Origin of the sequence: Sediminicola sp. YIK13, assembly GCF_001430825.1 — a bacterium.
Classification (GTDB): Bacteria; Bacteroidota; Bacteroidia; order Flavobacteriales; family Flavobacteriaceae; genus Sediminicola.
Window position 1 is genome coordinate 2,491,560 of the sequence record NZ_CP010535.1, and the last position, 12,298, is coordinate 2,503,857.

A 12,298-nucleotide genomic window follows, 5' to 3' on the forward strand; every position below is an offset into this window, starting at 1 on the left:
AGGGTTGGGTATTTGTATCGTTATTTGTTGACCACCAAAGTTCCCGCAGAGTTCCATTGGGTAACACTGGCAATCCTACTGTCTTTGAAGTCTACTTCGTTTAGTCCCTCAGATTTCCAGAAAAACCATTTACCTACCTTCTTTCCGTTAACATAGGAACCTAATGCAGTTTTATCACCTTCTTCATTATACATGATCCACTCCCCATGTAGTTTGCCTTCCAAAAAATGACCCGTTTGGGCTATGTTTCCATTTTCATGGAAATAGGTGCCTTTTATTAAATCCCCGTCTTTGACAAAGGTTGGGTCAGGTGCCTGTGCATGCGAGGCAAAAGCCAATAAAAATGCTATTAATATCAGGTTGATTTTCATATTGTTTCAGGGTTAAAAACGATTTTTAATTTCTAATTATATCCTAAATATACAATAAATTCAATTCGAGGCAACAATGAGTTAACTATAAATTTACATTAAATTAACATTGAATCGAATTAATATTAAGCCCTCGAACAGGATGTACTACGATTCAGTTGGGCATACCCATCAACAAGAATTCAAAAATCTTTTATAAAAATATGGATTACATACAAGCTTAATGTTTCTCCTTATCCCGATACTTCTTACATTTGCCAATCAATTAAGCTATTGCAAATGTATAGAAGTCAAACCTGTGGCCAATTAAGGTCGTCAGATATCAATAAAGAAGTAGTCCTCTCTGGATGGGTTCAAAAAGTAAGAGATAAAGGATTTATGATTTGGGTCGATCTTAGAGATCGTTATGGCCTTACCCAGTTAATATTTGATGAGGAGCGAACCTCTACTGAAATTATGGATCAAGCCAAATCCTTGGGTAGGGAATTTGTAATCCAAATTCATGGCAAGGTGATAGAAAGATCTTCCAAAAATCCTAATATACCCACTGGGGATATCGAAATATTGGTTTCCAACCTAGTTATTTTAAACAAATCGCTGCTTCCACCATTTACCATAGAAGACCAGACAGACGGTGGTGAAGACATACGTATGAAATACCGGTACTTGGATATCCGAAGGAATCCAGTTAAAAACAATCTTATTTTTAGGCATAAGGTGACCATGGAGGTTAGGAAATACTTATCTGACCAAGCCTTTATTGAAGTAGAAACCCCCTATTTAATTAAATCTACCCCGGAAGGTGCCAGGGATTTTGTGGTTCCAAGTAGAATGAACGAAGGTCAGTTTTACGCCCTTCCCCAGTCTCCCCAAACCTTTAAGCAGTTGCTAATGGTAGGTGGCATGGATAAATATTTCCAGATTGTAAAATGTTTCAGGGACGAAGACCTTAGGGCAGACCGACAGCCTGAGTTTACCCAGATCGACTGTGAAATGGCCTTTGTGGAACAAGAAGATATATTAAATGTCTTCGAAGGGCTGACGAGACATCTTCTGAAAGAAATCAAAGGCATAGAGATTGGCAATTTCCCCCGAATGACCTATGATGATGCCATGCAAAAATATGGGAACGATAAGCCAGACATTCGCTTTGGGATGGAGTTTGGCGAATTAAACACTGTGGCCCAACACAAAGATTTTGCCATATTCAATGATGCCGAACTCGTGGTAGGGATAGCGGTACCCGGAGGAGCGGCATACACGAGAAAAGAAATAGATGCCCTTGTTGACTGGGTAAGAAGGCCCCAAGTAGGTGCCAAAGGTATGGTCTACGCCAAATATAACGAGGACGGCAGTTTTAAATCTTCCGTTGATAAATTCTTCGATGAAAAAGATCTTGCTCAATGGGCCGAAGCAACCAATGCCAAACCAGGTGATCTAATCTGTGTACTATCAGGCGAGCCTCTCAAGACAAGGACCCAGCTGAGCGCTTTGCGCATGGAATTGGCACAACGATTAGGATTGCGGAACAAAGAAGAATTTGCACCTTTATGGGTAGTAGATTTTCCATTGTTGGAACTGGATGAGGAAACTGGAAACTACCACGCCATGCACCATCCTTTTACTTCCCCAAAACCTGGACAGATGGAATTATTAGATACTGATCCGGGCGCTGTCAAAGCAAACGCCTACGACTTGGTATTGAATGGAAATGAAATTGGAGGTGGATCTATTCGTATCCACGATAAGGAAACACAAGCAACGATGTTCAGGCATTTGGGCTTCACCGAAGAAGAGGCAAAAGCACAATTTGGATTCTTGATGGATGCCTTTCAATACGGTGCCCCTCCCCATGGTGGACTAGCATTTGGGTTGGATAGGTTGGTTGCCATTTTGGGCGGACAGGAAACAATCAGGGATTTTATAGCATTCCCAAAAAATAATAGTGGTCGGGATGTGATGATAGATGCCCCTGCCTTTATTGATGATGCACAATTAAAAGAATTAAATCTTAAATTAGATATTCAATCATAACTAAAAGATCCCGTTTTAAAGCGGGATTTTTTTTAAATAATAATTAGGGAACCAAGGAAATGCCAATCCGAAAGAAAAATATCTTTACCCGCTTTTTAATTTGGAGGTACAAACATATCTCCAACAAAACCTTTGTACATATCCTCAGTGTCATTGTTGGTTTTTTAGCTGGTTTGGCCGCAGTTACTCTGAAGAACACCACCTATTTTATTGAAGCATTTTTGGAACAGGGAATCATTTTTTCCAATAACCAATTGTACTTCATTCTACCGGTAATAGGGCTCTTTTTAGTGTTTCTATATGTGAAATTTGTTTTGAAAAAACCGTTGGAGCACGCTGTTTCGTCCATTTTGTTTACGCTTTCCAAAAAAAAAGGGCTAATTAAACCCATTCAAATTTATACTCCCTTGATAACCGCCCCATTAACTGTAGGGTTTGGGGGTTCGGTAGGATTGTTGGGTCCTGCTGTGGCTTCGGGAGCTGCAATAAGTTCCAATCTGGGAAAATTATTTCACATCAATGCCAAAACACGGTCCTTATTGATTGCGTGTGCCTCAGCAGGAGCCATAGCCTCCATTTTTCAATCGCCAATTGCTGCCATCATTTTTGCCGTGGAAGTATTTAGCCTTGACCTAACCATGCTCTCCTTACTGCCCTTATTATTGGCCTCTATTTCAGGAGTGCTAACATCTTATTTCTTTTTGGGCAATGAGGTGCTTTTTAATTTTACCATAACGGATAAGTTTGAAATAAAAGACACCTTTTTCTTTGTTTTACTTGGAGTTGGAACCGCATTCGCCTCTATCTACTTCACCAAAATGTATTTTTCTATCCTGACCTTTTTTAAGCGATTCAAGAGTCCCAAATACAAATTATTGGTTGGTGGTATTACCATAGGAATCATGCTCTATTTCATCCCGCCCTTATACGGGGAAGGGTTTGGCCTGATCAACAATCTATTGGATGGAGACCATTTAAAAGCTTTGGGGAAAACACCCTTCGATGAATACACGAGTAACATTTGGGTTGTTATAGGTCTTTTATTTGGAATCACCATTTTTAAGGCGATTGCAATGACAACAACCATCGCAGCAGGTGGGTCGGGTGGAATCTTTATTCCCACAATGGTCATGGGAAGTGCCTTGGGAAATGTCGTTGCCAAGGTCATCAATAATTCAGGATTGGGTCTGGTGGTTTCCGAAAGTAATTTCACCCTTATAGGAATGGCTGGACTCATTGCAGGGGTTTTGCATGCCCCCCTAACAGCTATATTTTTAATTGCCGAGATTACTGGAGGATATGAACTTTTTGTTCCCCTAATGATTACTTCATCCATTTCGTATCTAATCACCAAAAATGCCATAGACCATTCTATTTATACAAAAGAATTGGCGCAACAAGGTGCTTTATTAACCCATAATAAGGACCAAACGGTCCTTACCCTCATGCATTTGGATGATGTGATAGAACAAAATTTCAAAACGGTGACCTCAACAATGACCCTTGGGGAAATGCTCCACAAATCGGTATCAAAATCAACAAGGAATATCTTCCCTGTTTTGGATGAAGAAGACCGTTTGGTAGGGATTATCCTTTTGGATGATATTCGGGAAATTATGTTCGATAGCTCACTATATGATACCACGGAGGTAGGTTCTATTATGCACAGTGCTCCGGAATACATCTTTTATGAAAAAGATACCATGCAGAAAGTAATGAAAAAATTTCAGGATAGCGGAGCTTGGAACCTACCGGTCATAAAGGATGGAAAATATCACGGCTTCATATCCAAGTCAAAATTATTGACTGCTTACCGAAGAAAATTGATCAATTTTACAAAATAACAAACGTCATGAAAATTAAATACATCATCATCGTTATACTTCTGGCCTCCTTGGGCAGTATAATTTATGGCTTTAGTATTATGGAGACTAATCCCGTGATTGCCAACAAATATATTGGTTTTGGAACCGTGGGTATATTCCTGATCGCAATGCCTCTTTTTCTGATAAAAGAGAGCAAAGGCAAAAAAGTAAAAGATTACATGTTGACTGAAGAAAATATTAAGAAGATGCAAGCTAAAAAAGAGGAAAAGCCTGATAATCAATAATTTTGCATTCCAATTTTCTCACTTTCTCCAAAAAAAATATAACTTAGTAGTTGAAACTATTTGTTTATTTTAAATCTTTTATTGAATGACTGGAACTATTAAATTTTTCAATGTTTCCAAAGGTTACGGATTCATTACCAATGACGACACCGGACAAGACATTTTTGTACATGCTACAGGATTGAACGGAGTTGAGTTAAACGAAGGCGACAAAGTAGAATACCAAGAAGAAGAAGGCAGAAAGGGAGTGGTTGCAGGACAAGTGCAAGTAATTGGATAGCATATTTTATTTTGATTAGAAACAAAGACGCCCTCCAAATGGAGGGCGTCTTTAATTTTCAGGCTTAAGACGTTTTTACTGTTAATTGAGGTTTCTTCTCTGAATAAAAAATTTTTTCAATAGGTCGGAAGCTTCGTTTTCCAAAAGTCCTCCCCTAATTTTAGTTTTGGGGTGGAGGGTAGATCCCATTACACCACATCCTCTTTCAATATCAGTTGCCCCATAGACTATATTGCTAATTTGACTCCAATATAAAGCTCCAGCGCACATTTGACAAGGCTCTAGAGTCACATAAAGAGTACAATTATGCAAATATTTACCTCCTAAGTAGTTGGCAGCGGAAGTTATAGCCTGCATTTCTGCATGTGCCGTAACATCATTTAACTGTTCTGTTAAATTATGGGCACGAGCAATAATCCTGTTTTGTATTACAATAATAGCCCCTACAGGGACCTCGCCCTTTTCAAAGGCAGATTCAGCCTCTTGAAGGGCTCTTTTCATAAAATAGGCATCGTCCATTTCTAAATCCATACCTCAAAATTACAATTTTAACCTATGATCTAGCTCTATCAAAAAATGAATTTAATGTACATTTGCCTGAAGCCATGAAACATCTAGAAAAAATAAACTTTCCCGCAGATCTTAGACAGCTAAAAACCTTGGATCTCCCCCAGCTTGCCAAAGAAATAAGGGCCTTTATAATAGATATTGTTGCCACCAAGGAAGGGCATTTGGGCGCCAGCCTAGGCGTAGTGGAACTTACCATCGCCCTTCATTACGTATACAACACTCCATTAGATAAATTAATTTGGGATGTAGGCCATCAGGCTTATGTTCACAAAATACTTACGGGAAGAAAAAATCTATTTGAGACCAACCGCCAAATGGGGGGTATCAGTGGCTTTCCCAATCGCAGTGAGAGCGAATATGATGATTTTGGAACTGGACATAGCTCAACCTCTATCTCCGCTATTTTGGGAATGGCCCTAGCATCAAAAATTAAAGGGGATACAAAACGGCACCATATTGCGGTGATCGGTGATGCCTCTATCGCGAGTGGTATGGCCTTTGAAGGACTGAACCATGCAGGGGTTACAGACACAAACGTCCTGATAATCCTAAATGATAATGCCATTGGTATAGATCCCAGTGTTGGTGCACTTAAAAAATACTTGACCAACGTAAAAAAGGGTACCGCCAAAGAAGAAAATATTTTTGAATGCCTGAATTTTGATTATTCAGGACCTGTAGATGGTCATGATCTACCTGTTTTAATAGCAGAGCTGCAGCGCTTAAAAGCCGTTAAGGGTCCCAAATTACTACATATTATTACGACCAAGGGCAAGGGACTCCTGCAGGCAGAAACCGATCAAGTAACGTATCATGCCCCAGGAAAATTTGATAAATTGACAGGGGACCTAATTCCAAAACCGACACAGGAAGGCCCTCCCAAATATCAAGATGTTTTTGGGCACAGCATCGTTGAGCTGGCACTGAACAATAAGCATATTATAGGCATTACCCCTGCAATGCCCACCGGAAGTTCCCTTAAATATATGATGGAACAAATCCCTGAAAGGGCGTTTGATGTAGGTATTGCAGAGCAACACGCAGTTACCATGGCCGCCGGGATGGCCACAGAGGGATTGGTTCCTTTTTGTAATATTTATTCCACCTTTTTACAGCGTGCCTACGATCAGGTCATTCACGATGTGGCCCTACAGAAATTGCCTGTGATCTTCTGTTTGGACAGGGCAGGATTGGTTGGGCAAGATGGCGCCACCCACCACGGAGTCTTCGATATCGCCTATCTAAGATGTATCCCCAATATGATCATCTTTGCGCCGATGAACGAGGTGGAACTTAGAAATATTATGTTCACCGCCCAATTGGGATTAGAAGGGCCCATAGCCATCCGTTACCCTAGGGGTAGAGGGGTGTTGAAAAACTGGAGGCTACCTTTTGAAAAAATAACTATAGGAACTGCTGTAGAATTACAAAAAGGCACAACAATTGCAGTGCTTTCGCTTGGACACATAGGAAACAATGTTAGCGAACTATTAAAAGAAATTGATAGTTCCAAAAAGATAGGACATTACAATATTGGTTTTGTAAAACCCTTGGATGACGTTATGCTAAAAATGATCCTTGAAAAGTACGAACACATCATTACCATAGAGGATGGTTCCAAAATTGGGGGAATGGGAAGTGCAGTTTTGGAATTTGCAAACAGAATAGGGTCCCATAAAAAGATAAAAATATTTGGTATAGACGATAGCTTTATAGAACACGGTACTTTGGAAGAATTACAGGCCTTGTGCAACGTAGACGTATTATCGCTTAAAAAGTATATAAATGAGATTTATTGAGTACCTATTTAGGCAAGTCAGAAGGTTGGCCATCATACTTTTGCTCTTCTTAAATTTTTTCGCTGTTACCGCACAGGATACTATTCCCACAAGACAACCGATAGATACCACGGCCGTAGACACAATAACAGTTGACACCATTGTGATCCGCGCAGTGCAGACCAAAATCAGAAATATTCCCCGCAGTGTAAACCTGACCAACCCCATTGTTTCCTTCAAAAAAACAAAAGCTAGAACCAAGGCATTCAACAAGTTTAAAGTACCCTCCTTCTGGCAGAATGAAAATATCCTTAAAATTAATCTTAACGAGGCGGCCTTTGTCAACTGGAAGGCCGGAGGTGACAATTCCATTGCCGCAGCCGGGAACCTGAAATTTATTAAAAATTATAAATTTAGGTACATACAGTGGGATAATGACCTGGAATTTAGATATGGTCTCAATGCCCAAGAGGGGCGCAAAATAAGAAAAACAGAGGATCTAATTAGACTAAGCTCCACCTTCGGCTATAGAAGGGACACCCTTAGCAATTGGTATTATTCCGTAAAGGCCAATTTTAACACCCAATTTTCAAATGGGTACAAATACCCGGACAGATCTACCCCCGTTTCTAGATTTATGGCTCCTGGATATCTATTTTTAGGAGCTGGTACCTCCTATATCCCAGATGGAAAAAGCTTCAATCTTTATATTTCTCCCATCACCCAAAAAATGACCTATGTCCAAGATCAAACCTTGGCCAATCAAGGCGCTTTTGGGGTTAAAAAGGCGGTTTTTGATGCAGACGGGAATCTCATCACACCGGGCAAAAAGGTTTTCATGGAATTTGGTTTTCTCATTACCAATACGTGGCAAAAACAAATTTTCGAAAATGTTTATTTAGATCATAGGATAAATCTCTATACCGATTATCTGAGGAGGTTTGGGAATATTGATGTGGATTGGGAGCTCAATATAAAGCTCGTAGTCAATAAATACATCCAAACCAATATTGGTACCCAAATCATATATGATGATGATATTAAGTTTGAAGAACTCCGGAACGAGGATGGCACTATTGTGGATTCCGGGGGACCCAGAATCCAATTCAAACAAATATTAGGGGTAGGTGTGGCCTATTCCTTTTAAAGGTGCCTTCCCATTATTTTATTATGGATGTGTACCGCTGCACCATCCGACAGACTGGCCACATAACAACAGGTGTTCAATAGAATTTGATAAATACTAAGATCCTCTGTACGCTGGTAAAAAGCCGGTAAAGTCTTTACCACTAACCTATCGTAATTTGAAGCCTGTCCTTTGGTTTTCTGTACCAGGGCGCTTGTATAAACGTCCAAGATGTCCGAAATAATCCTGTACCCGGCTATTTCCTTTTCTATTACTTCTTGGGATTGATAAACCTTTTCGACACTAAGTTGGATGATATCGGATATCTGTGCCTTGTATTTGCTTTTATCCAATAATGATACCCCAAAAGTGCCATCTAAAATAGCCTCTTCATTTTCTACAAAAACTTGTATCACATCAGTAATCAAGGTGCTGATCGCCAAAGCACGTAAATAGCTAAGTCGATCCTCCATGTAGACCATTTCGTTGTATTTCTTTGTGTTGATCGAATCCTTTACCAATTTGATAAGATATTCCAGCGCAAAATCTTCTGGGATCAGTCCCAAATTAATCCCATCTTCAAAATCGATAATTGTATAACAAATATCATCTGCGGCCTCTACCAAATAGGTCAAGGGATGCCTGGAAAAGGAACTATCCTTGCCTTGCCTTGTCTGGTTTAATCCAAGTTCTTTTGCCACTTCTTCAAAGAAATGTCGTTCTGTTTGAAAAAACCCAAACTTCTTGTCAGCAATATGTGCAGTTGGTTTTTTGGGTAAAGATTCCTTTGGGTATTTCATAAAAGCACCTAGGGTAGCATAACTCAGTCGCAGTCCACCTTGAACTCCCTCCCTAGTTTCCGTCAAAAGTTTTAAACCATTGGAGTTTCCCTCAAAATCAATAATATCCTGATATTCTTTTTCGGACAATTCTGAACGGTAATGTTGTCCGTTCCCAGTTTTAAAATATTCTCCTATGGCCTTTTCACCGCTATGACCAAATGGTGGGTTTCCAATATCATGGGCCAATGCAGCTGCGGCAACTATAGCACCAAAATCATTAAAATGATAACCATGTACCTCTTTTAAATAGGGATGTTTCTCCAATATTTTTTTTCCAGCGATCCTTCCCAAACTCCTTCCAACCACAGAAACCTCCAAACTATGCGTAAGTCTGGTATGTACAAAGTCGGTTTTTGATAAGGGAATCACCTGTGTTTTATCTTGAAGGCTCCTAAAAGCAGCAGAAAAAATTATTCTATCATAATCTACCTCAAACCCCAAACGGGTCTCATCTTGTTCTTTTCGTAATCTTTTGTGGGTATCTCCCTGCCTTCTGAGGGATAGTAGCTGTTCCCAATTCATAGTACTTTGTTTGAAGACGCAAGATACATTTTAATGCATTCGACATCCAAATAGCCAAGAGTTAAAACTGATGTTACCCTATTTATTACCTCCTCAATCAAAAGGTCACGATTATAATCTTAATAATTACTTAATCTAAAATTTACCTAAAAATGTAAATAAAGTCCGAATTTGGCTCTGTCTTAAGACAGGTTTTAGATTTCATCATATATTAGTTTTTGTCAACTTTCTGTAGAAATCGAAAGGCTGCCTCTGATCAGGGCGGCTTTTTTTCTATAGAAAGAGGACGGCAGAAATATTTTATTGTTAATCCACAGTTAATGTTAACTTAACATTGGTATTGGTTCTTTGCGGCGACAAAAACTAATAACAATGAAATTAAGAATTCTTACAACAAGCTTATTCTTGTTGGCACTTACATCAAGTTTCTCACAGGTAACAGAAGCACCTGCTTTTGGAAAAGGTCTATTCAACTTAGTAGGGAAAGACAGCACCTTTACCATGAAAATTGCAACTAGAATGCAATTATTAGGAGTTGCCTCATGGCAAAAGGAAGAAGGCGGTGGATTGATCAATCCTGAATCCAATTATTTGGTGCGTAGGGCCCGTTTAAAATTTGATGGTTTTGTATACTCTCCCAAGTTAGAGTACAAATTAGAGTTGGGATTATCCAATAGGGATATTTCTGGGGCATCTGAATTCACAAGCAACTCACCGAGATATATATTGGATGCAGTAGTGATGTGGAACTTTTACGAGAATTTTGAACTTTGGGTAGGGCAGACCAAACTTCCCGGTAACGTTGAGCGGGTTGTATCATCTGGAAACCTCCAAATGGTAGATCGTTCCCTTGTGAACAGCCGCTTTAACATAGACCGTGATATGGGGATCCAATTAAGACACAAAACAAACCTATTTGGTAATGTTGTGATGCGTGAAAAATTTGCTATCTCTCAAGGTGAAGGAAGAAATGTAACGGGAGACAATTTAGGAGGCTATCAGTATACCTCACGTTTGGAATTATTGCCTTTCGGAGAATTTAAAGGGGATTATACTGGAGCTGATTTAGAAAGGGAAACTAGTCCAAAATTGATGCTAGCTGCTACCTATGATATCAACCATGATGCTGTTAGAAACAGAAGTAATCTAGGTTCCTACATGGAAATTGACAATGGCACCGGTTTCTACGAGACCACTATTAATACTTTGTTTGTTGATGCCATGTTCAAATACAACGGATTTTCATTTATGGGGGAATATGCATATAGGGATGCAAACGATCCATTGGCAAAAAATTCGGACGGTACTCTAACCGGCGACATAGTGCAGGTAGGTGACGGTCTTAACTTGCAAATGGGATATCTACTTAAAAATGACTGGGAAGTATCTGGGCGTTACACAAATATTACACTAGATGAAAATATAACTGGAAGATCTCCTGAAGACCAGTACACCTTAGGATTGTCCAGATATATCCTCGGTCATAAATTAAAAGTGCAAACTGATATTAGTTATTTGAATGTGGACGGTGGAACAGATGAAGTAATGTACCGCTTACAAATGGATGTTCACTTTTAGAACCCAGAATATTGACTTTCAGGGATTTGACCAAATTAATTCTTTACATTGAATTAACCTTTCATATTTTATTAATTAATAAATTTAGCAACTTTTAAAAGTATATTTCAAATGAAAAAACTTGTATGCTTAGTATCCTTGGCCTTAGTATTGGCTGCCTGCGGTGAAAAAAAGGAAAAAAATGATGGAACCGCATCCTTATCTGGAACAATTAAAGTAGATGGTTCCAGCACCGTGTTTCCTATCACAGAAGCTGTTGCTGAAGAATTCAGAAGTGAACAACCAGATGTAAAGGTTACCATTGGTGTTTCAGGAACGGGTGGTGGTTTCAATAAATTTTCAAGGGGAGAAACCAATATTTCCAATGCTTCACGTCCAATCAAAGACCAAGAAAAAGCAATTTGTGAAGAAAACAACATTAACTACATTGAGTTGGAAGTGGCCTATGACGGCCTGGCTGTTTTAGTTCATCCAGAGAACACTTGGGTAGATAGCTTTACTGTTGAAGAATTAAAGAAAATATGGGAGCCCGCAGCACAGGGAACCATAATGAAATGGAGTCAGATTCGTCCAGAATGGCCTAATGAAGAGATACATTTATACGGACCTGGTGTTGCCTCTGGTACCTATGATTATTTCACAGAAGCAGTTGTTGGGAAGAGTGGTTCCAGTAGAGGTGACTTTACGGCCAGTGAAGATGACCATGTTTTGGTTCAGGGAATCGCAGGAGATAAATTCTCTTTAGGATTTTTTGGATTGGCCTATTATGCTGAAAATAAGGATAAGCTAACACTGATTGGGGTTAATAATGGTACAGAGGTGGTAAAACCTTCTTTAGAAACCGTAAAGAATGGTACCTATAGCCCATTATCAAGACCGTTATTTATTTATGTAAACAGTACTTCGGTTAAATCTCCAGAAGTGGTTGAATTCGTGAACTTCTATTTAGAAAATGCCGGTGAACTGGCTACAGATGTGGGATATATTCCATTGCCTGCAGATCTCTATGCAAAGCAAAAAGAAAGCTTTAAAGCTTTTGTGGAAAGCAATCAATAAATCAATACTTTGGTTTCAAAAAATCAGGCGC

General features: G+C 39.3%; 11 protein-coding genes. 8 read left to right on the forward strand and 3 right to left on the reverse strand.

Going from position 1 to position 12,298, the window contains the following annotated elements:
- Positions 1-20: 20 nt before the first annotated feature.
- On the reverse strand, positions 21-371 hold the full coding sequence (locus SB49_RS11115; protein WP_062056583.1) for a toxin-antitoxin system YwqK family antitoxin: 351 nt from the start codon (positions 369-371) through the stop codon (positions 21-23).
- Positions 372-650: 279 nt separating this feature from the next.
- Between SB49_RS11115 and aspS the strand changes: the two genes are divergently transcribed.
- The 4 genes from aspS to SB49_RS11135 all read left to right on the forward strand — a co-directional run bounded on the left by aspS (position 651) and on the right by SB49_RS11135 (position 4,795).
- Positions 651-2,405: an aspartate--tRNA ligase gene (gene aspS / locus SB49_RS11120; RefSeq protein ID WP_062056585.1), complete on the forward strand. Its 1,755-nt coding sequence runs from the start codon at positions 651-653 to the stop codon at positions 2,403-2,405.
- 59 nt (positions 2,406-2,464) lie between these two features.
- Positions 2,465-4,249, forward strand: a complete 1,785-nt coding sequence (locus SB49_RS11125; protein ID WP_062056587.1) for a chloride channel protein — start codon at positions 2,465-2,467, stop codon at positions 4,247-4,249.
- An 8-nt stretch (positions 4,250-4,257) separates the two neighbouring features.
- Entirely contained in the window at positions 4,258-4,515 is a 258-nt protein-coding gene (locus SB49_RS11130; RefSeq protein ID WP_062056589.1) for a hypothetical protein, read from the forward strand.
- Between the two features lie 85 nt (positions 4,516-4,600).
- On the forward strand, positions 4,601-4,795 hold the full coding sequence (locus tag SB49_RS11135; protein ID WP_062056591.1) for a cold-shock protein: 195 nt from the start codon (positions 4,601-4,603) through the stop codon (positions 4,793-4,795).
- Between the two features lie 81 nt (positions 4,796-4,876).
- Here the strand turns inward: SB49_RS11135 and SB49_RS11140 are convergent, their stop codons facing one another.
- Entirely contained in the window at positions 4,877-5,326 is a 450-nt protein-coding gene (locus SB49_RS11140) for a nucleoside deaminase (protein WP_062056593.1), read from the reverse strand.
- A gap of 74 nt (positions 5,327-5,400) precedes the next feature.
- Between SB49_RS11140 and SB49_RS11145 the strand changes: the two genes are divergently transcribed.
- Complete coding sequence (locus SB49_RS11145) at positions 5,401-7,164, forward strand: 1-deoxy-D-xylulose-5-phosphate synthase (RefSeq protein ID WP_062056595.1); 1,764 nt, start codon at positions 5,401-5,403, stop codon at positions 7,162-7,164.
- Positions 7,151-8,290: a DUF3078 domain-containing protein gene (locus SB49_RS11150; protein ID WP_062056597.1), complete on the forward strand. Its 1,140-nt coding sequence runs from the start codon at positions 7,151-7,153 to the stop codon at positions 8,288-8,290. The genes SB49_RS11145 and SB49_RS11150 overlap by 14 nt, the downstream gene beginning before the upstream one ends.
- On the opposite strand, the gene dgt is transcribed toward SB49_RS11150, so the two are convergent.
- Positions 8,287-9,633: a dGTP triphosphohydrolase gene (gene dgt / locus SB49_RS11155; protein WP_062056599.1), complete on the reverse strand. Its 1,347-nt coding sequence runs from the start codon at positions 9,631-9,633 to the stop codon at positions 8,287-8,289. The genes SB49_RS11150 and dgt overlap by 4 nt on opposite strands.
- Before the next feature lie 372 nt (positions 9,634-10,005).
- Here dgt and SB49_RS11160 point away from each other — a divergent pair, with 372 nt between their 5' ends.
- A complete protein-coding gene (locus SB49_RS11160) occupies positions 10,006-11,211 on the forward strand; it encodes a porin (protein WP_062056601.1) in 1,206 nt (401 codons plus the stop codon).
- Between the two features lie 111 nt (positions 11,212-11,322).
- A complete protein-coding gene (locus tag SB49_RS11165) occupies positions 11,323-12,267 on the forward strand; it encodes a PstS family phosphate ABC transporter substrate-binding protein (protein ID WP_062056603.1) in 945 nt (314 codons plus the stop codon).
- Positions 12,268-12,298: the final 31 nt, after the last annotated feature.

Bases quoted from the DNA above. Each gene is read 5' to 3' on its own strand.
- SB49_RS11115 (WP_062056583.1), bottom strand. From the start codon at position 371: ATGAAAATCAACCTGATATTAATAGCATTTTTATTGGCTTTTGCCTCG.
- aspS (WP_062056585.1), top strand. From the start codon at position 651: ATGTATAGAAGTCAAACCTGTGGCCAATTAAGGTCGTCAGATATCAAT.
- SB49_RS11125 (WP_062056587.1), top strand. From the start codon at position 2,465: ATGCCAATCCGAAAGAAAAATATCTTTACCCGCTTTTTAATTTGGAGG.
- SB49_RS11130 (WP_062056589.1), top strand. From the start codon at position 4,258: ATGAAAATTAAATACATCATCATCGTTATACTTCTGGCCTCCTTGGGC.
- SB49_RS11135 (WP_062056591.1), top strand. From the start codon at position 4,601: ATGACTGGAACTATTAAATTTTTCAATGTTTCCAAAGGTTACGGATTC.
- SB49_RS11140 (WP_062056593.1), bottom strand. From the start codon at position 5,326: ATGGATTTAGAAATGGACGATGCCTATTTTATGAAAAGAGCCCTTCAA.
- SB49_RS11145 (WP_062056595.1), top strand. From the start codon at position 5,401: ATGAAACATCTAGAAAAAATAAACTTTCCCGCAGATCTTAGACAGCTA.
- SB49_RS11150 (WP_062056597.1), top strand. From the start codon at position 7,151: ATGAGATTTATTGAGTACCTATTTAGGCAAGTCAGAAGGTTGGCCATC.
- dgt (WP_062056599.1), bottom strand. From the start codon at position 9,633: ATGAATTGGGAACAGCTACTATCCCTCAGAAGGCAGGGAGATACCCAC.
- SB49_RS11160 (WP_062056601.1), top strand. From the start codon at position 10,006: ATGAAATTAAGAATTCTTACAACAAGCTTATTCTTGTTGGCACTTACA.
- SB49_RS11165 (WP_062056603.1), top strand. From the start codon at position 11,323: ATGAAAAAACTTGTATGCTTAGTATCCTTGGCCTTAGTATTGGCTGCC.